Here is a 24396-nt window from a genome sequence, read left to right on the forward strand (position 1 = left end):
GACGAAAGATAATATGAAATCCTTGATAAAGCCGTGCGAAAGTGGAACGTAAGGCGAACTTTATTCGCCTTTCATGGCTGCGCATGGCATCATTCAGATGATTCGCAGACAGTATATTTTCGGTCCATGTCGAGCCGCCAAGCCGCATGGTCCTTCCTGAAATTCTGACAGAGAGCTTATCGGGTAAAGATGGACGACAGCAACGATCTCTTTTCGAGAGTGGTGAACAATGCCCGGGAGCGGCAGGTGGAACGGCGCCCTGAAAAGAGCGCCGCGCCTCAACCCGTCGCACCACCTGTGGCGACGCCGTTGCCTTCCGCACCTGCTCCACAGGCCGCAAAGCCGGCTGCGACCAAGGCACCGCCCGTTTCTTCCGGCGGCGATGATTACAACGCCTCGTCCATCCGCGTTCTCGAAGGGCTGGAGCCGGTGCGTCTGCGCCCCGGCATGTATATTGGCGGCACCGATGAAAAGGCGCTGCATCACCTGTTCGCGGAAGTCATCGATAACTCGATGGACGAAGCGGTTGCAGGACATGCAAACTTCATCGAAGTCAGCCTCGACGCCGAAGGTTTCATCACCGTTTCGGATAACGGGCGCGGCATTCCGGTTGACGAGCACCCGCAGGTGCCGGGCAAGTCCACGCTCGAAGTCATCATGACCAAGCTGCATGCGGGCGGCAAGTTTGACGGCAAGGCTTATGAAACATCGGGCGGCCTGCACGGCGTTGGTGTTTCGGTGGTCAATGCGCTGTCTGACGTGCTGGAAGTGGAAGTGGCGCGCAATCGTCGCCTCTATCGCCAGCGCTTTTCGCGCGGCATTCCGCAGGGCGGACTGGAAGACGCAGGCGAAGTGCACAATCGCCGTGGTACGCGCGTTCGTTTTCATCCGGACCCGGATATTTTCGGCAAGGCAGCGCATTTCGATCCGCACCGGCTTTATCGCATGGCGCGGTCGAAGGCCTACCTGTTTGGCGGCGTGGAAATCCGCTGGAGCTGCGATCCATCGTTGCTCGACCCGAAAAAGGAAACGCCTGAAAAGGCCGTATTCCATTTCCCCGGCGGTCTGAAGGATTATCTTCAGGCATCGCTCGGCAAGGAGCATCAGGTCACCCGCGAGCTTTTTGCTGGCAAGACCGAAAAGCAAGGCGGACATGGCGCGGTCGAATGGGCAGTCACGTGGTTCGGCGGCGACGGTTTTGTTCATTCCTATTGTAATACGATTCCGACCGCCGACGGCGGCACGCATGAAGCTGGCCTGCGCATCGCGCTGACGCGCGGTCTTAAGGCCTATGCGGAGCTGACCAATAACAAGCGGGCTTCGATCATCACGACGGATGACGTCATGGTGTCGGCGGCGGGCATGTTGTCGGTGTTCATCCGCGAACCGGAATTTGTGGGCCAGACCAAGGACAAGCTGGCGACTGTGGAAGCGCAGCGCATCGTGGAAAATGCGATCCGCGATCCGTTCGACCACTGGCTTGCGGCCTCCCCGCAGGAAGCCTCGCGCCTGCTCGACTGGGTTGTGGATCGGGCTGAGGAACGGCTGCGCCGTCGTCAGGAAAAGGAAACCGTCCGCAAGAGCGCGACACGCAAGCTGCGCCTGCCCGGCAAGCTGGCCGATTGCACGCAGAATGCGGCAGCGGGCGCGGAATTGTTCATCGTTGAAGGTGACTCGGCAGGCGGTTCGGCCAAGCAGGCGCGTAACCGCGCCACGCAGGCAATCCTGCCGCTGCGCGGCAAGATTCTCAATGTTGCCAGTGCGGGCCGCGAAAAGCTGACCGCCAACCAGCAGATTACTGATCTCATTCAGGCGCTGGGCAGCGGCACGCGGAAGAATTACCGCGAAGACGATCTGCGCTACGACCGGGTGATCATCATGACCGATGCTGATGTTGACGGCGCGCATATCGCATCGCTGCTGATCACCTTCTTCTATCAGGAAATGCCGGAACTGATCCGCAATGGTCATCTATATCTGGCCGTGCCGCCGCTTTACCGCCTGAGCCAAGGCGGAAAGACCGCATACGCGCGCGACGAAGCTCATAAAGACGAGTTGATGCGCACGATGTTTACCGGGCGCGGCAAGGTTGAAATCGGTCGCTTCAAAGGCCTTGGCGAAATGCGTGCCGAGCAGTTGAAGGAAACCACGATGGACCCGAAGAAGCGCACGCTGCTGCGGGTACAGGTGGATGAAGACTATATCGATGAAACCCGCAATACCGTCGATGAACTGATGGGAACCAAGCCGGAAGCCCGCTTCCGATTCATCACGGATCGCGCCGCTTTCGTGGAAGAACTCGACATCTAGACGACGCTCAACATGGATAGAGCGGCGCGCTGGTTTCGGCCAGCTGCCTCTCATTTCATATCTGAACCTTGCATTCCAAAGAATTGAAAAGGCTGAAGTTTACGCCCTCGCGTCGATACAGAGGCGCGACTCGATATCTTCCAGTGATTCCTTGACGAAGAACGTTTGGTCCGCGCTCATGGTCAGAATGCGCGTGCCGGTGCCATAGGCATTGTAAGACAGAACGTGGTTGAAATTGATTGCGAGTTTTTCGCCGCTCACATCCGTCAGCATGATCCACATAATGGCCCTCCTCCTCCGAAAATCTGGTTGTTTCTAGAAGGATAGGCGCGCCGGACTGTTCGGCAACCGAGGATGGTTTAAAGCGTGGCGCGCATTCGCACTTTTTCAACGACGCGACCCATGCTGACAGAGGCTTCCTCGCCCCGCCACTCGATGCGAAAGCCCATTTTCTCGTAGAGACCAATGGCGGGGAGATTATCGGCATGCGTGCCGATCGTTGTGGCATCGAAACCGTCGAGCAGGATTTGCGCCATCAGCGCATCAAGAATGCGCCCACCGATGCCCTGCCCATGAAAAGGGGGATCGATCCAGAGATCAGCAATATAGTTGCTGCCGGGAACACGTGCGCCCCAGCCGAGGATTTTCCCGTCTGCTTCCGCTACCAGAACACCATCGGCATTTTCGTGCAGATAGCCAAGAAAATTGGCTTCCAGCTCTGCACGACGCTGATCGCTTAACGGGTCACTCTTGGCAGGAATTTCCCATGCCCTGACCGCAAGCTCGGCCATAAAAATAAATTCGCCGGGGGAGCCCCGGCGAATTAAGATATCCAAATTTACCACCATTTGGCCGGGGTAAAACGCCCGGCAGCCTGTTCGATGGCATGGGCAGCTTGAAACAGCGTTTCTTCCTCGAACGGGCGACCGATCAGCTGAAGGCCCAGTGGCAGGCCGTGCTCGTTGATACCGGCAGGTACAGCGATGCCCGGAAGACCGGCCATGTTTACCGTCACGGTGAAGATGTCATTGAGGTACATCTTGACCGGATCGTTGGCGAGATCTTCGTCAGCAAGGCCGAAAGCTGCCGAGGGCGTCGCAGGCGTGAGGATTGCGTGCACGCCCTTGGCGAAAACGTCCTCAAAATCCTTCTTGATCAGCGTGCGAACCTTCTGGGCGCGCAGATAATAGGCGTCGTAATAGCCAGCCGACAGCACATAGGTGCCGATGACGATACGGCGCTTCACTTCCTTGCCGAAGCCAGCTGCGCGGGTCTGTTCATACATGTCGGCAATGTCCTTGCCGGGCACGCGCAGGCCATAGCGCACGCCGTCATAACGCGCGAGGTTGGACGAAGCTTCCGCCGGTGCGACAATGTAATAAGCTGGCAGGGCATATTTCGTGTGCGGCAGCGAAATATCGACGATCTCAGCGCCGGCATCCTTCAGGTACTGAATGCCCTTCTGCCACAGTTCCTCGATCTCGCCCGGCATGCCATCGACCCGGTATTCCCGCGGAATACCGATCTTGATGCCTTTCAGCGACTTGCCGATAGCTGCTTCGTAATCCGGCACCGGCAGATCCACCGAGGTGGTGTCCTTGAGGTCGAGCGAGGCCATGGACTTCAGCAGGATAGCGGCGTCACGCACGTCGCGGGCAATCGGGCCAGCCTGATCGAGTGACGAGGCGAAGGCAACCGTGCCCCAACGCGAGACGCGGCCATAGGTCGGCTTGATACCAACAGTACCAGTGAACGCGGCAGGCTGACGGATCGAGCCGCCGGTATCGGTTGCGGTAGCACCGGCGCAAAGCTGCGCGGCGACGGCAGCAGCCGAACCACCGGACGAACCGCCCGGTACGAGATCGGCATTCGAGCCCTTGGCGCGCCAAGGGTTCTTCACGGGGCCGTAATAGGAGCTTTCATTGGACGAGCCCATGGCGAATTCGTCCATGTTGAGCTTGCCCAGCATGACCGCGCCGTCTGCCCACAGATTGGCGGTGACGGTCGATTCATATTCCGGCTTGAAGCCGTCGAGAATATGCGAGCAAGCCTGCGTATGCACGCCCTTGGTCGCAAACAGGTCCTTAACGCCAAGCGGAATGCCTTCCAGCGTACCTGCTTCGCCCTTGGCAATGCGCTCATCCGAGGCCTTGGCCATGGAACGCGCCTGATCGTGCGTAACCGTCACATAGGCATTGATGGCTTCATTGGCGGTGTCGATAGCGGCAAGATAGGCATCGGTCAGCTCGGTCGCGGTGATGGCCTTGGCCTTCAGCTTGTCGCGCGCTTCGGCAATGGTCAGTGCGGTCAGTTCGCTCATCGTCAAATCCTGTCAGTGCGCCTCAACGAGACGCTTTTCAAAAAAGGCGCAGTATTCGGAGTCCGGATAGTCCAGAACCACACCGCAGCGCGTAAAACCCGAATTCTCATAAAGCCGCCAGGCACCGGCAAAACCGGGGCCAGTTCCGGTTTCAAGCACAAGGCGCGAAACATTCTTCGCATTGGCCAGCCCGACAATCGCATCAACGAGAGCGGAACCCACGCGTTTGCCGCGCACTTCCGGACGGGTGAACATGCGCTTCAGTTCGCCAGTGCCGTCTTCATGCATCTTCAAGGCGCCGCAACCGACGGCCTTGCCGTCTTCATCGCGCGCCACGAAAACCGTCGTGTCCGGCTCTGCCATCTGCTCGACCGTCATCTTGAACTGGAATTCCAGCGGTGACAGCGGCAACATATGCGCGTTGAGGTGTTCCACCAGATCGCGCACATCGTCTTGCAACGGGGTCTCGATCGAAACCCGAATGGCCATGATTTACTCCACGACCTTGGGAACGACGAAGAAATTGTCTTCGGTGACCGGCGCATTGGCGACAACAGCGTCGGCGATGCCGCCATCAGTCACCTTGTCGTCGCGCAGACGCATATTCATCGGCGTCACCGAGGTCATCGGCTCAACACCGTCGACGTTGACTTCGTTCAATTGCTCGACAAAGCCCAGAATTGCATTGAGTTCACCGGTCATGCGCTCGGCATCGTCTTCACTGACGGCGATACGCGCGAGATGCGCGACGCGTTTGACGGTGGAAATATCGACGGACATTCTGTTCTCCGCAAATGCTAGATCAGGGCGGCGAACCGCCACCCTGAAGGTTCTTTGCTACGGCTATAACGGCGCGATTGTTGAAGCGCAACATTTCTTGCACTTCAACGGGGATTAACACTCGGTTGCAAATTCGTCAGGCCGTGGCGAAACGAGTGATTTTCGAGCACCGGAGCGGAGCGTACTTAAATGTACGTGAGCACCGGAGCACAGGAAATTGCTCGTTGCAGCCCGGCATCACGAAGAAAGCAACCGCAGTGTTAGAAGCTGTGAACGGTACCTGCTGGATCCGCCAGAACCTTCGTGCCCGGATGATCGGTCATGCCAGCAATGAACTTGTCTGCCGTCTGTTCGAGCATTGGGAACGAGCCGTAATGGCATGGCAGTACAGTCTTGAAATTGAAGTAACGCTGGCAGGCCAGCGCCGCCACTGCACCGCCCATGGTGAAGCGGTCGCCAACCGGCACGATGCCGATTTCAGGCAGATGCAACTCGTTGATTAGCGCCATGTCGGAGAAAATATCCGTATCGCCCATATGATAAAGCGTCGGGTCGTTCTCGAAATGGAACACCAGACCGTTCGGGTTGCCGAGCGCCTGCGAGACGCCATTTTCTGTCAGAAAGGCGGACGAATGCAGCGCGTTGACAAAAGTGACTGAGAAACTGTCATGCGACTGCGTGCCGCCCGTATTGCCCATGTCGAGCTTCTCCACGCCCTGCGTACCGAGCCAGCTTGCCAGATCGGCATTGGCGATGACCGTTGCGCCATGTTCTTTGGCGATGGCAACGGTATCGCCGATATGATCGCCATGACCATGGGTCAATGCGATATGGGTGACGCCCTTGGTCGCTTCCTTGAAGTCGATGCCTTTTGCACCGGGATTGCCGTTCAGGAACGGATCGATGAGGATGACCGCTTGTGCGGTTTCAATGCGGAATGCGGCGTGGCCGAGCCAGGTCAGTTTCATGAAGATTCTCCTTCGATCTCGATTTCCGGGTTGAGAACAGATATGACGCCCATAACGTTGAAAGCAATATGACGAGACTTCAAATTCCGATGAGGACTTATGGCTATCGTTGAAATCGAAGAAATCCCGGCACTGCTTAAGCCCGGACAGACGATTGCCGGATTGGATCTTGGGACCAAGACCATCGGGCTTGCTGTTTCGGACCTGGGCTTTTCCTTTGCGAATCCGCGCCCCGTTATAAAACGGGTGAAATTCACGCTGGATGCGCAGGCGCTTTTGAAGGCGCTGGCGGTGGATAAGGTGGGCGTGATCGTGATCGGCTTGCCGATGAACATGGACGGCACGTCAGGTCCCCGTGTTCAAGCGACCCGCGCTTTCGTGCGCACCATGCAACCGCTCACCGACCTGCCTTTCGTTTTCTGGGACGAAAGACTATCCACCGTTGCCGCCGAGCGCGCCCTGATCGGCATGGACGTCTCGCGTGGCAAGCGGGCCGAACGCATCGATTCGGCAGCCGCCGCGTTTATCCTGCAAGGCGCGCTTGACCGCCTGCATCTGATCAGGCGGTCGGAAGCCGACGATGATTACGACGCTGGATAAAGCTGGTCGAGAATGCGCAGCGCGTCATGGCGTGCATCCAGCATGCCATAGGTGCTGCGCCACTGACCGCCAAGGCGCGTTTCGATGAAAGCGTCGGCGATGTCGTCAGCGCCCAGCTGACGCAATTCCGCAGCAGCGGCTGCATAGCCAAGCTGCTCCGTCAAAAGACGCGCAACGCCCTGATCAGTCTCCGTTAGCTGGAGAGCCGCGCGCAGCACGTCGATGGTGCCCTGCCCGCGCGGGCCAAGCTGACCGCCGATCCATTCCAGCACTTCATCAAACAGGCCCGGCGCACGCGACAGCACGCGCGCCACGTCCAGCGCCATGACATTGCCGGAGCCTTCCCAGATCGCATTGACCGGTGCTTCGCGATAGGCGCGCGCCAGATTGCCCTCCTCGATATAGCCATTGCCGCCAAGGCACTCCATGGCTTCGTAAAGCAGCGCAGGCGCAATCTTGCACACCCAATATTTGACCACCGGCGTCATGCAGCGGGCGAAAGCTGCCTCGGCGCGGTCGCTGGCGGCCATATCGAATGCACGGGCAAGACGCATCGAAAGTGCGGTCGCTCCCGCAACATCCAGCGCCATGTCGGCCAGAACACGGCTCATCAAAGGCTGTTCGATCAGCGGCTTGCCGAAGACCTCGCGATGGCGGCAATGGTGCACGGCTTCGGCCAGACCGGAGCGCATCAGGCCTGCCGACGCAACCGCGCAATCGAGCCGCGTCAGCGTCACCATGTCCATGATGGTTTTCACGCCCTCACCCGGGCTGCCGATCAGGTGGCCGATAGCGCCATCGAATTCGACTTCCGAAGAGGCATTGGACTTGTTGCCAAGCTTGTCCTTGAGCCGCTGGAAGGCAAAGCCGTTGCCTTTACCCTCAGCGTCAAGACGCGGAACCAGAAAACAGGAAAGCTGCTCATCGACCTGCGCCAGCACCAGAAATGCATCCGACATTGGTGCGGACATGAACCATTTATGCCCGGTGATCGTATAGGTGCCGTCCTCATTGACTGTCGCGCGGGTGGTGTTGGTACGCACATCCGTACCACCCTGCTTTTCCGTCATGCCCATGCCGAGCGTGACACCGTTTTTGCTCAGCGCAGGCTTTTGCGAAAAGTCGTATTTTCGCGATAGGACCGCCGGCGACCATTCTTTATAAATTTCCGGTGCGCCCATCACGGCTGCAAGGGAGGCGCTTGTCATGGTGAGCGGGCAAAGGTGCCCTGCTTCAAGCTGCGCCGTCAGGTAGAAGCGCGCGGCGCGGGCCTGATGACGGCGGCCGGTTTCAGCCGGATTATCCTCCCAGATCGAGCAATGCAGGCCGTTTGCGATCGAACGGCGCATCAGCGCGTGATAGGCAGGGTGGTATTCGACGAGATCGATCCTGTTGCCCTGCCGGTCATGCGTGCGCAGCTTTGGCAGTTCCGTATTGGCAAGCCGCGCCAGATCCTGCGCTTCTGCCGACAGCACAAAACGCCCCGTCTGTTCCAGCTCATTATGAAGCTCTTTTGGAAAACGAGCCGCAATCTGCATCAGAAGCGGATCGGCCAGATATGCATTGGTGCCTGCCATGGATGGCGTCTGGTTCGTGACTTCGTGCGTTTTCAAAAGCTCATTCCGTGCTGTTCGTTTGGGGGTAACTTAGTCCTCTTGCATCCAATTTGCTAAGAATTTGCCTTCCTTTCCCGAATTTCTTGCCGGGACGGCACAGGTTTTTCTTGGGGAATCGGCATATGCCGTTATAAGGACGGTTGCGGGACCTCCCTCATGGTCCTATACGGGTGACTTGCCATGATAAAAGAACCGGTCTCTCCGCTTTTCCCTCACCGCCACCTGCTTGGCATCAAGGGGCTATCGCCCCTGGACATTCTCTGCCTCCTCGATCTTGCAGATCAGGAAATTGCCGTATCCCGGCAGCCAGAGAAGAAAAAGTCCGTGCTGCGCGGTCGCACGCAAATCAATCTTTTCTTCGAAGCATCGACGCGAACGCAATCGTCGTTCGAACTGGCCGGTAAACGGCTCGGTGCCGACGTGATGAACATGTCGGTCGGCAATTCGTCGGTCAAGAAGGGCGAAACGCTCATAGATACGGCGATGACGCTGAACGCGATGCAACCGGATATTCTGGTCATCCGTCACGCCTCTGCCGGTGCTGCGGCCCTGCTCGCGCAAAAAGTCGGCTGCTCGGTCGTCAATGCGGGCGACGGCGCGCATGAACACCCCACACAGGCCCTGCTCGATGCGCTGACGATCCGTCGCGCCAAAGGCCAGATCGAAAACCTGATTGTCGCCATTTGCGGCGATGTGCTCCACTCCCGCGTGGCGCGCTCGAATATTCTGCTTCTCAATGCCCTTGGCGCGCGCGTTCGTGTCGTCGCGCCATCCACGCTTCTGCCTTCCGGCATGGCGGATATGAGCGTCGAAGTCTTCAACTCGATGGAAGAAGGCCTGAAAGGTGCCGATGTGGTCATGATGCTGCGCTTGCAGCGTGAGCGCATGGCCGGGTCCTTCGTGCCTTCCGTGCGCGAATATTTCCGCTTCTACGGTCTCGATAAGGAAAAGCTGAAACACGCCAAGCCTGATGCGCTCGTCATGCATCCCGGCCCAATGAACCGCGGTGTTGAAATCGCCTCCGATGTAGCCGATGGCCCGCAGAGCGTGATCCAGCAGCAAGTGGAAATGGGCGTCGCCGTGCGCATGGCCGTGATGGAAGCACTGCTCGATCCGCGCCGTAATCCAAGCAATGGAGAAGCAGCATGAGCGCGGTTCTGTTTGAAAATGCGCGCATCGTCGATCCGTCGCGTGGTCTCGATGAGGTCGGCAGTGTGCTGATCCGCGACGGCAAGATCATTGCCGCCGGAGCGGATGCCCGCAATCAGGGCGCACCGGAAGGTGCGGAAATCATCGATCTGGACGGCAAGGCCGTTCTCCCCGGTCTGGTCGACTCGCGGGTGTTTATCGGCGAGCCGGGCGCAGAGCATCGCGAAACCATCGCTTCTGCCAGCCGCGCTGCTGCCGCCGGTGGCGTGACGTCGATCATCATGATGCCGGATACCGATCCGGTTATCGACGATGTGGCGCTGGTGGAGTTCGTCAAGCGGACTGCGCGCGATACAGCCGTCGTCAATGTGCACCCGGCTGCTGCCATTACCAAGGGGCTGCACGGCGAAGAAATGACCGAAATCGGTCTGCTGCGCGATGCCGGGGCGGTCGCCTTCACCGAAGGTCGTCAGACGATTGCGAATACGCAGCTGATGCGCCGCGCGCTAACCTATGCCCGTGATTTCAACGCGGTCATCGCCTGCGAAACCCGCGATCCTTATCTCGGCGCAACCGGCGTAATGAATGAGGGTCTGTTCGCAAGCTGGCTCGGCCTGTCTGGAAGCCCGCGTGAAGCCGAAGTCATCCCGCTGGAGCGCGATCTACGCCTCGCTGCGCTGACCAACAGCAATTATCACGCAGCGCAGCTTTCTTGCGCCATGTCGGCAGATGCCATGCGCCGCGCCAAAGACCTTGGCGCAAAGGTAACGGCTGGCGTGTCGATCAACCATCTGTCGCTCAATGAAAACGACATTGGCGAGTTCCGCACCTTCTTCCGCCTGTCGCCGCCGCTGCGCAGCGAACAGGACCGGCTTGCCATGGTCGAGGCGGTGAAGAACGGCACAATCGATATTGTCGTCTCCGCCCATGATCCGCAGGACGTGGACACCAAGCGCCTGCCTTTCGCGGATGCAGAAGCCGGAGCCATTGGTCTGGAAACGCTTCTGGGCGCGGCCCTTCGCCTTTATCACAACGACAGCATTCCGTTGTTGCGTCTGGTTGAAGTGCTGTCTACCGCTCCGGCAAAGATTTTCGGTCTGGATGCAGGCACGCTCAAGCCGGGTTCTTCGGCTGATCTTGCAATCGTCGATCTCGATGAACCGTGGATTGTGCGTGAGGAAGACCTGCACTCGCTTTCAAAGAACAGCTGTTTTGAAAGCGCCCGCTTCCAGGGCCGCGTGGTCCGCACTATAGTCGCCGGCAAGACCGTGTATTCGGCATAAGAATCCATGGTCCCGAAAGGGGGAAATCTTTTCGGGACCGCGGATAAAAATAAAAGCCAGAGGGAATCTATATGGCCGAAACCGGTTTCTTTAATCTCGTGGACGTCGCGACACTTATTTTCGGCTATCTCCTCGGTTCCATTCCTTTCGGGCTTATCCTGACCCGACTGGCGGGTTTGGGCGATGTGCGTTCCATTGGTTCGGGCAATATCGGCGCAACCAATGTGCTGCGCACCGGTAACAAGAAGCTCGCCGCAGCGACGCTCATCCTTGATGCGCTGAAAGGCACCTTTGCAGTGCTGATCGCGTGGCGTTATGGCGAGGCGGCCGCGATTGCTGCCGGTTTCGGCGCGTTTATCGGCCATCTCTTTCCAGTGTGGATCGGTTTCAAGGGCGGCAAAGGTGTTGCCACCTATCTCGGCATTCTGATCGGCTTAGCGTGGCCCGGCGCATTGATCTTTGCAGCGGTCTGGATTGTGACCGCAATCGTCACGCGCTACTCGTCACTCTCCGCCCTTCTCGCCAGCGTCATCGTGCCGATCAGCCTTTATTTCAAAGGTGACCACGCGATTGCAGGTCTGTTCGCGGTGCTAACAGTGATCATCTTCTTCAAGCATCACGCCAATATAAAGCGACTTCTGAACGGTACTGAAAGCCGTATCGGAGCCAAGGGGTGATGGAGGGCGCGAATTCAAAAACCGGAATTCGCCTCTCAGATCGCCAAAGATTGAACTGGCTACGCCTTATCCGCACCGACAATATTGGTGCGGTTACCTTTCGCGACCTTATCCTGTTTTGCGGCTCTGCCGCCAATGCGCTGGAGCGACTGCCCGATCTCAATATTCGGGGCGGCAGCACAAGACCGCTGCGCATTATGCCGATGGAAGATGCCGAGCGTGAACTAGAGGCAATCGAGCGCCATGGCGCGCACCTCGTCGGCATGGGCGAACCGGATTATCCGCAGCAGCTGAAAAACTGCGAAGCGCCGCCGCCTTTGGTGATCATCAAGGGCAGCGAAAAAGTGTTCCGCAAGCCGCCCATTGCCATCGTCGGTTCGCGCAATGCGTCTGTTGCAGGTGTGCGCTTTACTGAAAGGCTGGCACGCGATCTCGGCGATGCGGGCTTTGCCGTGATTTCCGGCCTGGCGCGGGGCATTGACGCGGCCGCGCACAAGGCCAGCATGACAAGCGGCACGGTCGCCGTGCTGGCCGGAGGATTGGATCGCCCCTACCCGCCTGAAAACCTGCCGCTCTATCGTGCAATCCCGGAACATGACGGCGCTCTGATTACAGAGATGCCGATGGGGGCAGAACCGCGATCCCGCGATTTTCCACGCCGCAATCGTATCATTGCCGGGCTTTCGCTCGGCCTCATCGTCGTTGAGGCGGCGGAACGCTCCGGTTCGCTGATCAGCGCACGCATGGCGGGCGAAATGGGCCGCACGGTCTTTGCCGTGCCCGGCTCTCCGCTCGACCCACGCGCCCGCGGCACCAATGCGCTTCTGAAACAGGGCGCAACACTGGTTACGGGCGTAGACGACGTCATTGAGGCGCTCAATCCCATCATGCGACCGAAAGACCTCTTTGCCGCCGATGTTCCGCCGCCTGACGATCTCAACCCAATGGAAGAACCTCTGGACGGGATGCCAGCGCTCATGACGGATGAAGAACGTTACCGCATCGTGGATGTTCTCGGTCCAAGCCCTGTCGATATTGATAGCCTTGTGCGCCATACCGGCATCGGCGCCAGTCAGGTCCAGCTTATTTTGTTGGAGCTTGATCTGGCCGGGCGCCTTGTGCGCTATCCCGGCAACCAGATCGCCCTTCTCCCCGAAGGATGATCTGCGGCACGGTCCCCGCGTTCAGAGCCTGAATCAAAAAGCGGCATGTGTGTGCGAAAATGGTGATTTTCGAGTATCGGAGCGGAGCGTACTATTGGTACGTGAGCACCGGAATGCAGAAAATTGCCATTTGCAGCCACACAGGGCGACTTTTGGAACAGGCTCTCAATGATTCCGCCTTCCCTCGATCAGATCCTTTGCCTCTTCCGACGCCATCTGTATCATGTAAGCCAACAAGACATTGTCCGTCTTCTTCGCTAATTTCCCCAGTTCGCCGAGCATCTGTTCTATATAAATGAGTGTTTCAGGATTATCTTCACGACGTTGCTTCATGCTGCCCCCAACAAATAAGCAAGTTGCTTTATTAGAAAATCACTATGCAAATTATGAACGCTCCGACCATATTTGGCTGCAAATCTACCAAAAGTTACATATCTGGCAATCACTATTTTTAGTTGTATTTAGCGATTTTTTGTCTCGTCCTCTTGACCAAACGCCGCCCTCTGTTCATGTGGAAGGCAACTATTGTGACGCGGTTGGGAGGCAAAATGCCTCTGCGGGGCGCGAATCTGGGCTGTTTTAAATGAACGTCGTGGTTGTCGAATCGCCTGCGAAGGCGAAAACTATCAATAAATATCTGGGCTCGAACTATAAGGTTCTGGCATCGTTTGGTCACGTGCGAGACTTGCCAGCCAAGGATGGCTCGGTGCGCCCGGACGAAGATTTTGCCATGTCGTGGGAAGTGGATGGCAATTCATCCAAGCGACTTTCAGATATCGTCAAAGCGCTGAAAGACAGCGACGGCCTCATTCTCGCAACCGATCCGGATCGCGAAGGTGAAGCCATTTCCTGGCATGTGCTGGAAGTGCTCAATCAGAAAAAGGCGCTGAAGGGCAAAACGGTCAAACGCGTGGCGTTCAACGCCATCACCAAGAAGGCCGTGCTCGACGCCATTGCCAATCCGCGCGATATTGATGAGCCGCTGGTGGATGCCTATCTCGCGCGCCGTGCACTCGACTATCTCTTCGGTTTCACGCTGTCGCCGGTTCTGTGGCGCAAGCTGCCCGGCGCACGTTCGGCTGGCCGCGTGCAGTCGGTCGCGCTGCGCCTCGTTGCCGACCGTGAGTCGGAAATCGAGCGGTTCATTCGCGAAGAATACTGGAACATTGCCGCTCTTTTGAAGACGCCGCGCAGTGACAGCTTCACGGCGCGTTTGACCGCAGTGGATGGCAAGAAGCTCGGCAAGCTCGACATCAAGAATAGCGAACAGGCAACCGGCATCCGCACCATGCTGGAAGGCGCAAGCTTCAAGGCCATTTCGGTCGAAGCCAAGCCGACCAAGCGTAATCCCGGACCGCCTTTCACCACCTCGACCTTGCAGCAGGCCGCTTCCGGACAGCTCGGTTTCTCGGCATCGCGCACCATGCAGGTGGCGCAGCGCCTTTATGAAGGCGTGGATATCGGCGGCGAAACTGCCGGTCTGATCACCTATATGCGTACCGATGGCGTGCAGATGGCCCCGGAAGCCATTACCGCAGCGCGTCAGGCCATTGGCGAAACATTCGGCGCGAAATATGTGCCGGAAAAGCCGCGCTATTATTCCAGCAAGGCCAAGAACGCCCAGGAAGCGCACGAAGCCATTCGTCCGACCGAGTTTTCGCGTCATCCGAAGGAAGTGCGCCGCTATCTCGATGAAGATCAGGCACGGCTTTATGAGCTGATCTGGAAGCGCGCAATCGCCAGCCAGATGCAGGCTGCAGATATCGAACGCACCACCGCGGATATCGAAGCTGTCAACGGCTCGCGCTCGGCCATGCTGCGCGCCAACGGCTCGGTGACGAAGTTCGACGGTTTCCTCGCAGCCTATATTGATCATCGCGAGGAAGAGGAAGACGACGAAGACAGCGCAAAGCTGCCGGAGATTCGCAGCGGCGAAACACTGGCACGCGAAAAGATCGATGCCACCCAGCACTCGACGGAACCGCCGCCGCGTTATTCGGAAGCCTCGCTGATCAAGAAGATGGAAGAGCTGGGCATCGGTCGTCCTTCGACCTATGCCGCAACGCTCGCCACGCTACGCGACCGCGAATATATCAGCATGGACAAGCGCAAGCTTATCCCGGAGCCGAAGGGCCGTCTTGTCACGGCTTTCCTTGAAAGCTTCTTCGACCGCTATGTGGAGTATGACTTCACGGCGAGCCTTGAAGAAAAGCTCGATCTTATTTCCGACGGCAAGCTGTCGTGGAAAGACGTGCTGCGTGATTTCTGGCGCGATTTCTCCGGCTCGGTCGATGACATCAAGGAACTGCGCGTTACCAATGTTCTCGATGCGCTGAACGAAGAACTGGCTCCGCTGGCTTTCCCGGCCCGCGAGGACGGCAGCGACCCGCGTTCGTGCCCGACCTGCGGCACCGGCATCCTGTCGCTGAAACTCGGCAAGTACGGCGCCTTTGTTGGTTGCTCCAACTATCCGGAGTGCAAATTTACCCGTCAGCTGGGTGGCGAAGCCAATGGCGAGGCCGCAGCAGTTGACGAACCGAAGTCGCTCGGCAAAGATCCGTTCACGGGTGAAGAAATCACTGCGCGGACGGGTCGTTTCGGTCCCTATATTCAGCGCGGCGATGGCAAGGAAGCCAAGCGCGCAAGCCTGCCAAAGGGCTGGACGCTGGATACGGTCGACCATGAAAAGGCTGTGGCCTTGCTGTCGCTGCCGCGTGATGTCGGCCAGCACCCGGAAACCGGCAAGATGATTTCGGCGGGTATCGGTCGTTATGGACCTTATGTCAGCCATGACGGCACATTCGCCAATCTGGAAAATGCCGAGGAAGTCTTCTCGGTCGGGCTCAATCGCGCCGTTTCGGTGCTTGCGGATAAGCAGTCCAAGGGCGGTCGCGGTCGTTCTACCCCGGCAGCACTGGCAACACTGGGTGACCATCCTGATGGCGGGTCGATCACCGTGCGTGACGGACGCTATGGTCCTTATGTGAACTGGGGCAAGGTCAATGCGACTTTGCCGAAAGGCAAGGACCCGGCAAGTGTCACGCTGGAAGAAGCGCTGGCGCTGATCACCGAAAAGGCTGGCTCGTCCAAGGGCAAGAAGGCTCCTGCCCGCAAATCCGCAGCCAGCACTGAAAAGAAAGCCGCTGCCAAGAAACCCGCAGCAAAGAAAGCTCCCGCAAAGGCAAAAGCCCCATCGAAGGCTAAGAAGGCCGCAGCGGCAGAGGAGTAACAATTGGCACGTCGTTTTCCTAAACCCGATTCCGGTCGATCCGCGCGGACCGAACGGCGTGCAGCACAGGCGAAATCGGAGGCGCATGCGGGCGATCCGCATGCATTTCTGCCGACGCGAGAGGAAGTCCTCAAATATATCGAGGAAAATCCTGATCGCGCCGGAAAGCGCGAGTTGGCCAAGGCTTTCAACATCAAGGGCGATGCGCGGGTCTATCTGAAAGACCTCTTGCGCGAACTGGCCGATGACGGTTTGGTCGAAAAACGCGCGCGCAAGCTTTCCCGTCCGGGCTCGCTGCCAAGCGTCACCGTACTGGACGTCACGGGGCGCGATGATGATGGCGGACTGCTGGCCCGTCCCGCCGAATGGGATGAAGCTGCCTATGGCAAGCCGCCCGTGGTGCTGGTGCGCCGCACGCGGCTCAACAAGGAATCCGAAGGTGGTCCGGCAGTCGGCGTCGGCGACCGCGTTCTGGCAAAGATTTTCCGCAATGAAGATCGCGACGGCCCGGATTATACCGCCCGCGTGATGAAGCGGCTGGAACACCGCGCCAATGCAGTGCTGGGCGTCGTGCGCAAGCTAGGCAATGGCGAATGGCGACTGGAGCCTGTGGATCGCAAGCAGGCCGAAGTGCAGCTTGACCCTGCTCAGCTGGAAAATGCCGAAAGCGGCGATCTGGTGGAGGTCGAGCTGACCTCGTCGCGCCGTCAGGGATTGCCGCGTGGCAAGGTCCGGCAGGTGGTCGGTTCTATCGATAGCGAAAAGGCGCTGTCGATGATCGCCATTCATGAACATGAAATCCCGCACGTTTTCCCGGATGAAGTGATCCGCGAATCAGAAGATGCCAAACCCGCCACCTTAGACGGTCGGGAAGACTGGCGCGCTGTGCCCCTTCTGACCATTGATCCGGCGGACGCCAAGGATCACGACGATGCGGTCTATGCGGAGCCGGATACCGACCCGGAAAACCCCGGCGGCCAGATTGTCATCGTAGCGATTGCCGACGTGGCGGCCTATATTCGGCCCGGTTCGGCACTCGACCGCGAAGCCTTGAAGCGCGGCAATTCGGTTTATTTCCCGGATCGCGTTGTTCCAATGCTGCCGGAGCGCATATCGAACAATCTCTGTTCGTTGCGAGAACTGGAAGACCGCCCGGCGCTGGCTGTGCGCATGGTCTTTGCAGCTGACGGTCGAAAGAAATCGCACAAATTCCATCGCATCATGATGCGCTCCGCCGCCAAGCTTGCCTATGCACAAGCCCAAGCGGCAATTGACGGCGCAACGGATGACAAGACAGCACCAATTCTCGATAGCGTGTTGAAGCCGCTTTGGGCCGCTTATGCTGTCTTGAAACGTGGTCGCGATGCGCGCGAACCGCTGGAACTTGATCTGCCTGAAAAGAAAATCCTGCTGACGCCGGATGGCAAGGTCGACAAGGTCATCGTGCCTGAGCGTCTCGATGCGCACAAGCTCATCGAAGAGTTCATGATCCAGGCGAATGTCGCGGCAGCTGAAACGCTGGAAGATCACCGCCAGCCATTGATCTTCCGTATTCACGATGAGCCGGCACTCGCCAAGCAGGAGAGCCTGCGCGAGTTTCTGCGCACGCTTGACCTCAACCTCGCCAAGGGCGGGCCGCTGCAACCGTCGCAGTTCAACCGTATTCTGGCTGCTGTTGATGACACTGATCATCAGGATCTGGTCAATCAGGTCGTGCTGCGCACGCAGAGTCAGGCCATTTACAGCCCTGAAAATATCGGACATTTCGGGTTGCATCTGCGCCGCTATGCGCATTTCACCTCGCCGATCCGCCGTTATGCCGACCTTATCGTGCATCGTGCACTTATCAAGGCGCTGCGGCTTGGCAAGGATGGCATCACCACCGACGAGGAAGCGCGCCTTGAAGAAATATCGGCGCTGATCTCCTCCACCGAGCGCCGCGCCATGCTGGCCGAACGTGAAACCGTCGACCGGTTGATCGCCCATTTCCTCGCTTCGCATCTCGGTGACGAGTATGAAGGCCGCGTAACGGGCGTTACCCGGGCCGGTCTTTTCGTGAACCTTGCGACATATGGCGCGGATGGGCTGGTGCCCATTTCAACTTTGGGTCATGAATACTATTTATATGACGAAGCCAACCATGCGATTGCCGGAGAACGAAGCGGAAAAGGCTTCCGTCTCGGTGATACGGTTACGGTCAGGCTGGTCGAGGCGCTCCCCGTTGCGGGCGCGCTTCGTTTTGAGATGGTATCGGAACCGCATCCCCTGCCGATGTCGACGCGCTCGCATCATAAGGCAAGCAGGACGGTGCGTGGACGAAAGGGCAAGCCTTCGGGCATCCCGCGTCACAAGAAGAGAGGTCGGTAATGAGCACGCTTGAGGCCAATCCCGCGCAGAACGTTCAGGTTTTCGGTGGCGAAGCCAGCAGTAAAGCACATCCCAAGCGTCCGCTTGGTGAAGCCATGTGGCGCGGTTTCCGCTGCCGCTGCCCGCATTGCGGCGAAGGCAAGCTATTCCGCGCCTTTGTGAAGCCGGTCGCCAAGTGCTCCGTATGCGACGAAGATTTTACTGAACAGCGCGCCGACGATCTTCCGGCCTATCTGACGATCCTGATTGTCGGCCACATCGTTGTCGGCGCTTTCATGGGCGTGGAAGCCACGACCAATCTGCCGCTCTGGGCGCATATGGCGATTTGGGCGCCGCTGACGATCATTTTGTCGCTCATCCTGCTCCAGCCGCTCAAAGGGGCAACCATCGGCCTGCAATGGGCGCTGTACATGCATGGTTTTGGGGGCAAAGGCGAGGGCGAATACGGCGACGTGACCTGATCCGGCTATCATGACCGTGACAGTTTCTGCTCCCCCGCTTGAACAGAAGAAAAAGGTGCTGCGTCCCCGCGACGCAGCCTCGCTGCTTTTGATCGACCGCTCGACAGACACGCCGCGCGTGTTGATGGGCAAGCGCCATCATAGTCTCGCTTTCATGCCGGGAAAATTCGTATTCCCGGGTGGTCGCGCCGATTCGATTGATGGCGCGATTGCGGCTGCAAACGAACTCAGCCACGACGACACACTGAAACTTCTGAACGGCATGGGCTCTCGCCCATCCATGCGCCGCGCCCGCGCGCTCGGGCTTTGCGCCATTCGCGAGACATTCGAGGAAACCGGATTGCGCGTGGCCTATCCGGTCGTTGGTGATTCTTGCGCTGAACCACCGCACGGCCTTCCGGCCAATCATCAGGACTGGCGGGCTTTTCTTGGTCAAGGTGCGCTGCCTGCGCTGTCGAGCCTGCGCTATTTCGCGCGTGCCGTAACGCCGCCGGAACATGTCCGCCGATTCGATACCCGCTTCTTCATTGCGTTTTGCGACAGCCTGCCGGAATTTGGCAAACAACAGCTCGCACCAAGTGGTGAACTGGAAAATCTCGACTGGGTGTCGATTGAAGACGTGACCAAACTCGACGTCGCTCTCATCACCCAGATCATTCTGAAAGAAGCAAAAAGCCTTCTGGCTGAAACACGCCTTGATTTGCCTGCTGCCCTCCCGGTGGTGCAATACCGTATGCGGCACGGCCGCTTTGTCCGTGAAGTGATCTGAATTGATGAATAAAGAAATTCCAGCAACCGACCGCGCTTCTGCGAAAACAAGTGCGGCAGGTGGGACAGACGCTCTTCCGCAGGAAGGCCAGATGCACTGGCGCTCGCTAGCCGCCGCCATCGGGACCATCAGTGCAGTGGGCGCAGCTATCGGGCTGGGCATTCCGCTTCTCAGCGTGCTGCTGGAAGCTCGTGGTCATTCGGCAAGCCTTATCGGCGCCAATACGGCTGTTGCCGGGCTTGCCTCCATCGCTGCTGCCCCCCTCGCCGCGCCCATTGCCGCAAGGCTTGGTGTGGTCAGGGCCATCTTCCTGATGCTCATCATCGGCGGCGTTGCCTTCCTCGGCTTTCATTTTTTCAAGCCGCTCTGGGCGTGGTTTGCACTGCGCATCGTGCTGCATTTCGCGCTGACGGTGCTGTTCGTCCTGTCCGAATATTGGATCAATGCCTCGGCACCCCCGGAAAAACGGGGTCTGGTGCTTGGAATCTATTCTACATCGTTGTCGCTCGGTTTTGCGCTGGGGCCATGGCTTTTCTCGAAAATCGGTAGTGCTGGCGGCCTGCCGTTCTTCGTCGGATTCGCGATCATCATGGTTGCGCTCATCCCCGTGACAATTGCCTGGCGCGACAGCCCCGATTTTGAGGAAGGCGAGCATGTCCCCTTCCTGCCGTTCATTTTTGCCGTACCGACCGCGACGATGGCAGTCTTCGTCTTTGGCGCAGTGGAAACGGGCGGCTTTGCGCTGTTCCCGGTTTTTGGTGCGCGGATCGGCTATCCGGAAGCGGACGCAGCGCTGTTGCTGACGATGATCGGTCTTGGCAATGTGCTGCTGCAAATTCCGCTCGGTATTATCAGCGATAAAATTCCAGACCGGCGCAAACTTCTGTTGTTTTGCGCGGTCACGGGTCTCATCGGCATGATCGCTCTGCCCTATCTGATGAACCAGTGGTATCTGATGGCGGGCGTCCTGTTCCTGTGGGGCGGCGTCGTGGCCGGCCTTTATACGGTAGGTCTTGCACATCTCGGCTCGGAACTGACTGGTCGCGAACTGGCATCGGCCAATGCCGCCTTCGTGTTTTGCTATGCAATTGGCATGCTGGCGGGCCCGCAGGCCGTCGGTGTCGGCATGGATGCATTCGGCCCGGCAGGTTTTTCGTGGACGCTTGGCGTATTTTTTGCCGCATATGCGATCTTTGCAGCAGGAAGACTGCTTTTCAGAAAGAAGCGGTCTTGACTTTTCGGCCCCAATCCGTAGTTATGCGGCGAATTTCCGCTGCCGGGTGAATTGCCGGAATCGCTGGCGGTTACCATCCATAGAGTATGACCCCGGAGAATGGGAACCCGATAAGCGGGTCCGGTTTCCGAAAAGGTGATGCTCCGGCAAAGTTAAAGAGCAGGTATTTCGATATGGCCAAGGCTACGACGATCAAGATCAAGCTTTTGTCGACCGCTGACACCGGCTTCTTCTACGTTACGAAGAAGAACAGCCGCACGATGACGGAAAAGATGACAAAGACCAAGTACGACCCGATTGCGCGCAAGCACGTCGACTTCAAGGAAACGAAGATCAAGTAATTCGTTTCCCGTGTTGCCCTTGCGGTAACCGGAATCAAAAAAGCCGTCTCTCGCGAGACGGCTTTTTGTTTTTGATCTGATGTTTCTCAAAACACTCAGGCTGCAGAAGCGACCACCCTATTCCGCCCATTCTTCTTGGCGAGATAAAGCGCGGCATCGGTTCTGTCGAACAGTGCTTCGACGCTGTCACCGATCAGGCGCAAGCCTGCCAGACCAACGCTGATCGTCATATTGACCTTATGACGCCCGCTGGCGACAGAGAACGGCATTGCCTCCACAGAGGTACGGATTCGCTCTGCAACGGCTGCTCCGGCCTGCAAATCGGTATCGGGCAGCACGACGATGAACTCCTCGCCGCCATAGCGGCACATCAGGTCCATGCCTCGGATATTCTTGCGAAGGCGCGAGGCGAATTCGCGCAGAACGTCGTCACCTGCGTCGTGCCCATACTGATCGTTGACGCGCTTGAAATAATCGAAGTCGATCATGATGACCGTCAGCGGGCGCTCCCGACCCGTTGCGCGGCTATACAGCACCGGCATATGCGTATCGAGATAACGGCGATTGTGCAGGCCCGTGAGGTCGTCGGTGACGGCCATGGTAATGGAGCGGTTCAGACTTTGCCGCAACAGATCATTATAGCACTTGCGCTTGATCTGCGTGCGCAGCCGGGCAAAAAGCTCCAGCTTCTCCAGCGGGCGCATCAGATAGTCGTTGACGCCAAGTTCCAGCGCACGAACGACGAGCGCGCCCTCATCTTCCCGCACGATCAGGATGATCGGCACCAGTCGGGTGCGCTCGATGGTGCGCAGTTGCGAACACAAACGCAGCGGATCGTAATAGGTGAAAGCCGCTGACACGACGATACTGTCATAATCCGCTTCAATCGCCTTGATCAAAGCACTATTGGCGTCATTGGCAATATCAACGCGGTAGGTCTCGCTCAAAATCAGACGCAAGCGCGCTGCTGCCGTTTCATCTTCATCCACGATGAGAATACGCGCAGCGTCCTGCAGGTTTGGACCTGAGCCGGAAACCTTGGCAGACAGCAGCGCCTCAACCTCCGCATCGGCTATGCTGTTGCTGCGCTGAAACAGTTCGTCCGACACCAGCTTCAGGCGGGCGAGGCTTTTCACGCGCGACATCAGGTGAAGATCGTTGACCGGCTTGGACAGAAAATCATCCGCACCAGCCTCCAGCCCGCGAATCTTGTCTTCCGGGCGGTCAAGCGACGTCACCATCACGACAGGAATATTGGAGGTGCGCGGGTCGTCCTTCAGCTTGCGGCAAACTTCGAAGCCATCCATGCCCGGCATGAGAACATCGAGCAAGACCACATCAATCTGCCCACCCAGACAGATTTCGAACGCATCCGAGCCGTTATAAGCACTGACGACTTCATAATATTCGGCGAGAAGCCGCGCTTCCAGAAGCTTCACATTGGAAGCCACATCATCGACGACGAGAATTCTGGCAGTCATGATCCCCCTCGCCTGGTCGAGCCTAAGCGTCGCCCAGATAAGACTTTATCGTTTCTATAAATCTTGGAACAGAAATAGGTTTCGAGATATAGGCCTCGCATCCGCCCTGCCGAATGCGTTCCTCATCGCCTTTCATGGCAAAAGCTGTGACCGCGATCACCGGAATATGGCGCAACTCTTCATCGTCTTTCAGCCACTTCGTTACTTCCAGACCTGAGACTTCCGGAAGCTGGATATCCATGAGAATGAGGTCTGGCCGGTGTTCGCGTGCGAGATCAAGCGCCTCGAGACCGCTTCGTGTCCGGATCGTTTCGTATCCGCTGGCTTCGATAAGATCGCGAAACAACTTCATATTCAATTCGTTGTCTTCGACGATCATTACGCTTTTCGTCATCGAAACTTCCCTGGGGCAAATCCCCGGCCCGATTATTCATTCATCTACTGGCATTGGCTTACACCAAACAGAGTGCACCGACATTCCCCTCGGTGCACTCTATGATTTAACCTCATTTCATTGACGAAAGGCAAATAATTCCGTTGTCGCTACAAGGGCCTGCATCTTATATGGAAACAATAGCAGGCCTTAGCGGCGGCTGTTTGGATTGCTTGAAATGGAGAGTGACAGTGAAAACGCTTATGAACGAAACAGAAGCGCAAGGTCTCGCCATTGAAGCTCTGGCGTGGCTTGCACAGGATAAAGATCTGCTTCCACGCTTTCTGGCGCTGACTGGTATCGAAGCTTCGTCCATCCGTCAGGCAGCGCGTGAGCCGGGCTTTCTGGCCGGTGTGCTCCAGTTTTTCCTGAGCCATGAACCGACGCTGATGCGCTTCTGCGAGGAAACCGAGCGTGACCCCGCAGTCATCCAGAAAGCGGCTTCGTTTTTGCCCGGTGGCGCAGGTCAGCATTTGCAGAGCGGCGCCGACTGATTCGAGGACGCCGTTCTGTTTCAAACCTGATTTCAGGCCGCAGTTGGTCCGGTGACCACCTCTTCCGCCACGGAAACATTGATCACATTCAATTCGTGTGCCCGCCCATCACGCGCGGTCCACGAAATTGACTGGCCGGGCGCAAGGCCGATCAGTGCCGTGCCAATCGGGGTCAGAATCGAAACCTTGCCCTGAGCGATGTCCGCTTCGCCGGGATAAACAAGCGTCACGCGGCGCTCGTGCCCGTCGTTGGAACGGAATTCAACCACCGAGCCCATATGCACGACGTTTTGCGGCAGGCGCTTGGCAGGCACAACCTTGGCGCGGTCAAGTTCGGCCATCAACTCGTCGGCGATTTCCTCATGCTGCTCGGCGACGCTGTTGGCCAGCCCCATCAGGCGCTCGTAATCGACGTCGCTGACGACAATATTGGGCTTCTTGCGATTCTTGACGCTCATGGCGATAGCTCACTGTTATAAAGATAAATATCTCCGAGCATCTTGGCTCGAAGCGGATGATTGGGATGTTTTTGTGAAAGCGCTTATCGAGTTCGCTTGAGGCAAGCGACGAACCATCCCCCGGAGCCCATCTGCGCTAGGCAGGGCTCGAGGGCCTTTATCCCGCGATCGGTTGAACCCGATGGAGTATGGCGGCGAAATGGTCGTTCATGACACTAAACTTGGTGATATCGTTGCCAATGTCAAGAGCATGACGGTTGGGC

At 57.9% G+C, this 24396-nt stretch carries 24 protein-coding genes; 13 read left to right on the forward strand and 11 right to left on the reverse strand.

Going from position 1 to position 24396, the window contains the following annotated elements; all coding sequences use genetic code 11:
• Positions 1-189 precede the first annotated feature (189 nt).
• The gene (gene parE / locus QBD01_RS11840) at positions 190-2310 is read left to right on the forward strand and encodes a DNA topoisomerase IV subunit B (protein ID WP_280992974.1); all 2121 of its coding nucleotides are present in this window, start codon (positions 190-192) and stop codon (positions 2308-2310) included.
• A 99-nt stretch (positions 2311-2409) separates the two neighbouring features.
• Here parE and QBD01_RS11845 read toward each other — a convergent pair whose 3' ends face one another.
• From QBD01_RS11845 to QBD01_RS11870, 6 genes are all read right to left on the reverse strand, one after another.
• Positions 2410-2592: a hypothetical protein gene (locus tag QBD01_RS11845; RefSeq protein WP_280992975.1), complete on the reverse strand. Its 183-nt coding sequence runs from the start codon at positions 2590-2592 to the stop codon at positions 2410-2412.
• A 77-nt stretch (positions 2593-2669) separates the two neighbouring features.
• On the reverse strand, positions 2670-3101 hold the full coding sequence (locus tag QBD01_RS11850) for a GNAT family N-acetyltransferase (protein WP_280992976.1): 432 nt from the start codon (positions 3099-3101) through the stop codon (positions 2670-2672).
• 47 nt (positions 3102-3148) lie between these two features.
• Positions 3149-4630, reverse strand: coding sequence for an Asp-tRNA(Asn)/Glu-tRNA(Gln) amidotransferase subunit GatA (gatA, locus tag QBD01_RS11855; protein WP_182519937.1), 1482 nt, complete (start codon positions 4628-4630; stop codon positions 3149-3151).
• 12 nt (positions 4631-4642) lie between these two features.
• Complete coding sequence (locus QBD01_RS11860) at positions 4643-5119, reverse strand: GNAT family N-acetyltransferase (protein WP_280992977.1); 477 nt, start codon at positions 5117-5119, stop codon at positions 4643-4645.
• A 3-nt stretch (positions 5120-5122) separates the two neighbouring features.
• The gene (gene gatC, locus QBD01_RS11865; protein ID WP_078336964.1) at positions 5123-5410 is read right to left on the reverse strand and encodes an Asp-tRNA(Asn)/Glu-tRNA(Gln) amidotransferase subunit GatC; all 288 of its coding nucleotides are present in this window, start codon (positions 5408-5410) and stop codon (positions 5123-5125) included.
• Positions 5411-5670: 260 nt separating this feature from the next.
• Entirely contained in the window at positions 5671-6378 is a 708-nt protein-coding gene (locus QBD01_RS11870; protein ID WP_280992978.1) for a metal-dependent hydrolase, read from the reverse strand.
• Between the two features lie 99 nt (positions 6379-6477).
• On the opposite strand from QBD01_RS11870, the gene ruvX reads away from it, so the two are divergent.
• The gene (ruvX, locus tag QBD01_RS11875; protein WP_182519934.1) at positions 6478-6978 is read left to right on the forward strand and encodes a Holliday junction resolvase RuvX; all 501 of its coding nucleotides are present in this window, start codon (positions 6478-6480) and stop codon (positions 6976-6978) included.
• On the opposite strand, the gene QBD01_RS11880 is transcribed toward ruvX, so the two are convergent.
• Positions 6963-8591: an acyl-CoA dehydrogenase family protein gene (locus QBD01_RS11880; protein ID WP_280992979.1), complete on the reverse strand. Its 1629-nt coding sequence runs from the start codon at positions 8589-8591 to the stop codon at positions 6963-6965. The two genes, ruvX and QBD01_RS11880, sit on opposite strands and share 16 nt — an antisense overlap.
• Before the next feature lie 183 nt (positions 8592-8774).
• Here QBD01_RS11880 and QBD01_RS11885 point away from each other — a divergent pair, with 183 nt between their 5' ends.
• The 4 genes from QBD01_RS11885 to dprA all read left to right on the forward strand — a co-directional run bounded on the left by QBD01_RS11885 (position 8775) and on the right by dprA (position 12866).
• Positions 8775-9743 (forward strand): aspartate carbamoyltransferase catalytic subunit, encoded by a 969-nt coding sequence (locus tag QBD01_RS11885; protein WP_182519932.1) that lies wholly within the window; start codon positions 8775-8777, stop codon positions 9741-9743.
• Positions 9740-11026: a dihydroorotase gene (locus QBD01_RS11890; protein ID WP_280992980.1), complete on the forward strand. Its 1287-nt coding sequence runs from the start codon at positions 9740-9742 to the stop codon at positions 11024-11026. Before QBD01_RS11885 ends, QBD01_RS11890 begins: the two co-directional genes overlap by 4 nt.
• Positions 11027-11097: 71 nt before the next feature.
• Complete coding sequence (plsY, locus tag QBD01_RS11895) at positions 11098-11703, forward strand: glycerol-3-phosphate 1-O-acyltransferase PlsY (RefSeq protein WP_280992981.1); 606 nt, start codon at positions 11098-11100, stop codon at positions 11701-11703.
• Positions 11700-12866 (forward strand): DNA-processing protein DprA, encoded by a 1167-nt coding sequence (gene dprA, locus QBD01_RS11900; protein WP_280992982.1) that lies wholly within the window; start codon positions 11700-11702, stop codon positions 12864-12866. The genes plsY and dprA overlap by 4 nt, the downstream gene beginning before the upstream one ends.
• A gap of 165 nt (positions 12867-13031) precedes the next feature.
• On the opposite strand, the gene QBD01_RS11905 is transcribed toward dprA, so the two are convergent.
• On the reverse strand, positions 13032-13199 hold the full coding sequence (locus QBD01_RS11905) for a hypothetical protein (protein WP_280992983.1): 168 nt from the start codon (positions 13197-13199) through the stop codon (positions 13032-13034).
• 250 nt (positions 13200-13449) lie between these two features.
• Between QBD01_RS11905 and topA the strand changes: the two genes are divergently transcribed.
• The 6 genes from topA to rpmG all read left to right on the forward strand — a co-directional run bounded on the left by topA (position 13450) and on the right by rpmG (position 21267).
• Positions 13450-16095 (forward strand): type I DNA topoisomerase, encoded by a 2646-nt coding sequence (topA, locus tag QBD01_RS11910; RefSeq protein ID WP_280992984.1) that lies wholly within the window; start codon positions 13450-13452, stop codon positions 16093-16095.
• Between the two features lie 3 nt (positions 16096-16098).
• Positions 16099-18462 carry a ribonuclease R gene (gene rnr, locus QBD01_RS11915; protein WP_280992985.1) on the forward strand — a complete coding sequence of 788 codons (2364 nt, stop codon included), beginning with the start codon at positions 16099-16101 and terminating at the stop codon, positions 18460-18462.
• Positions 18462-18923, forward strand: coding sequence for a DUF983 domain-containing protein (locus QBD01_RS11920; protein ID WP_280992986.1), 462 nt, complete (start codon positions 18462-18464; stop codon positions 18921-18923). Before rnr ends, QBD01_RS11920 begins: the two co-directional genes overlap by 1 nt.
• Before the next feature lie 10 nt (positions 18924-18933).
• Positions 18934-19692 carry an NUDIX hydrolase gene (locus QBD01_RS11925; RefSeq protein WP_280992987.1) on the forward strand — a complete coding sequence of 253 codons (759 nt, stop codon included), beginning with the start codon at positions 18934-18936 and terminating at the stop codon, positions 19690-19692.
• 91 nt (positions 19693-19783) lie between these two features.
• Positions 19784-20926: an MFS transporter gene (locus QBD01_RS11930; RefSeq protein WP_280993287.1), complete on the forward strand. Its 1143-nt coding sequence runs from the start codon at positions 19784-19786 to the stop codon at positions 20924-20926.
• Between the two features lie 173 nt (positions 20927-21099).
• A complete protein-coding gene (gene rpmG, locus QBD01_RS11935; protein ID WP_007878621.1) occupies positions 21100-21267 on the forward strand; it encodes a 50S ribosomal protein L33 in 168 nt (55 codons plus the stop codon).
• Between the two features lie 95 nt (positions 21268-21362).
• Here rpmG and QBD01_RS11940 read toward each other — a convergent pair whose 3' ends face one another.
• Together QBD01_RS11940 and QBD01_RS11945 are read right to left on the reverse strand one after the other, a co-directional pair.
• Entirely contained in the window at positions 21363-22748 is a 1386-nt protein-coding gene (locus tag QBD01_RS11940; RefSeq protein WP_182519923.1) for a PleD family two-component system response regulator, read from the reverse strand.
• Positions 22749-22770: 22 nt separating this feature from the next.
• Positions 22771-23142 carry a response regulator gene (locus QBD01_RS11945; RefSeq protein WP_024900225.1) on the reverse strand — a complete coding sequence of 124 codons (372 nt, stop codon included), beginning with the start codon at positions 23140-23142 and terminating at the stop codon, positions 22771-22773.
• 230 nt (positions 23143-23372) lie between these two features.
• On the opposite strand from QBD01_RS11945, the gene QBD01_RS11950 reads away from it, so the two are divergent.
• The gene (locus tag QBD01_RS11950; protein WP_182519922.1) at positions 23373-23675 is read left to right on the forward strand and encodes a DUF3572 domain-containing protein; all 303 of its coding nucleotides are present in this window, start codon (positions 23373-23375) and stop codon (positions 23673-23675) included.
• A 32-nt stretch (positions 23676-23707) separates the two neighbouring features.
• Here the strand turns inward: QBD01_RS11950 and rnk are convergent, their stop codons facing one another.
• Positions 23708-24133 (reverse strand): nucleoside diphosphate kinase regulator, encoded by a 426-nt coding sequence (gene rnk / locus QBD01_RS11955; RefSeq protein WP_280992988.1) that lies wholly within the window; start codon positions 24131-24133, stop codon positions 23708-23710.
• Between the last annotated feature and the right edge of the window lie 263 nt (positions 24134-24396).

Origin of the sequence: Ochrobactrum sp. 19YEA23, assembly GCF_029909865.1 — a bacterium.
Lineage (GTDB): Bacteria > Pseudomonadota > Alphaproteobacteria > Rhizobiales > Rhizobiaceae > Brucella > Brucella gambitense.

Bases quoted from the DNA above. Each gene is read 5' to 3' on its own strand.
- QBD01_RS11940 (WP_182519923.1), bottom strand. From the start codon at position 22,748: ATGACTGCCAGAATTCTCGTCGTCGATGATGTGGCTTCCAATGTGAAG.
- QBD01_RS11945 (WP_024900225.1), bottom strand. From the start codon at position 23,142: ATGACGAAAAGCGTAATGATCGTCGAAGACAACGAATTGAATATGAAG.
- QBD01_RS11860 (WP_280992977.1), bottom strand. From the start codon at position 5,119: ATGGCCATTCGGGTTTCGATCGAGACCCCGTTGCAAGACGATGTGCGC.
- ruvX (WP_182519934.1), top strand. From the start codon at position 6,478: ATGGCTATCGTTGAAATCGAAGAAATCCCGGCACTGCTTAAGCCCGGA.
- QBD01_RS11850 (WP_280992976.1), bottom strand. From the start codon at position 3,101: ATGGCCGAGCTTGCGGTCAGGGCATGGGAAATTCCTGCCAAGAGTGAC.
- parE (WP_280992974.1), top strand. From the start codon at position 190: ATGGACGACAGCAACGATCTCTTTTCGAGAGTGGTGAACAATGCCCGG.
- gatC (WP_078336964.1), bottom strand. From the start codon at position 5,410: ATGTCCGTCGATATTTCCACCGTCAAACGCGTCGCGCATCTCGCGCGT.
- rpmG (WP_007878621.1), top strand. From the start codon at position 21,100: ATGGCCAAGGCTACGACGATCAAGATCAAGCTTTTGTCGACCGCTGAC.
- QBD01_RS11885 (WP_182519932.1), top strand. From the start codon at position 8,775: ATGATAAAAGAACCGGTCTCTCCGCTTTTCCCTCACCGCCACCTGCTT.
- plsY (WP_280992981.1), top strand. From the start codon at position 11,098: ATGGCCGAAACCGGTTTCTTTAATCTCGTGGACGTCGCGACACTTATT.
- gatA (WP_182519937.1), bottom strand. From the start codon at position 4,630: ATGAGCGAACTGACCGCACTGACCATTGCCGAAGCGCGCGACAAGCTG.
- QBD01_RS11920 (WP_280992986.1), top strand. From the start codon at position 18,462: ATGAGCACGCTTGAGGCCAATCCCGCGCAGAACGTTCAGGTTTTCGGT.
- QBD01_RS11930 (WP_280993287.1), top strand. From the start codon at position 19,784: ATGCACTGGCGCTCGCTAGCCGCCGCCATCGGGACCATCAGTGCAGTG.
- topA (WP_280992984.1), top strand. From the start codon at position 13,450: ATGAACGTCGTGGTTGTCGAATCGCCTGCGAAGGCGAAAACTATCAAT.
- QBD01_RS11905 (WP_280992983.1), bottom strand. From the start codon at position 13,199: ATGAAGCAACGTCGTGAAGATAATCCTGAAACACTCATTTATATAGAA.
- QBD01_RS11925 (WP_280992987.1), top strand. From the start codon at position 18,934: ATGACCGTGACAGTTTCTGCTCCCCCGCTTGAACAGAAGAAAAAGGTG.
- QBD01_RS11845 (WP_280992975.1), bottom strand. From the start codon at position 2,592: ATGTGGATCATGCTGACGGATGTGAGCGGCGAAAAACTCGCAATCAAT.
- QBD01_RS11870 (WP_280992978.1), bottom strand. From the start codon at position 6,378: ATGAAACTGACCTGGCTCGGCCACGCCGCATTCCGCATTGAAACCGCA.
- QBD01_RS11890 (WP_280992980.1), top strand. From the start codon at position 9,740: ATGAGCGCGGTTCTGTTTGAAAATGCGCGCATCGTCGATCCGTCGCGT.
- rnk (WP_280992988.1), bottom strand. From the start codon at position 24,133: ATGAGCGTCAAGAATCGCAAGAAGCCCAATATTGTCGTCAGCGACGTC.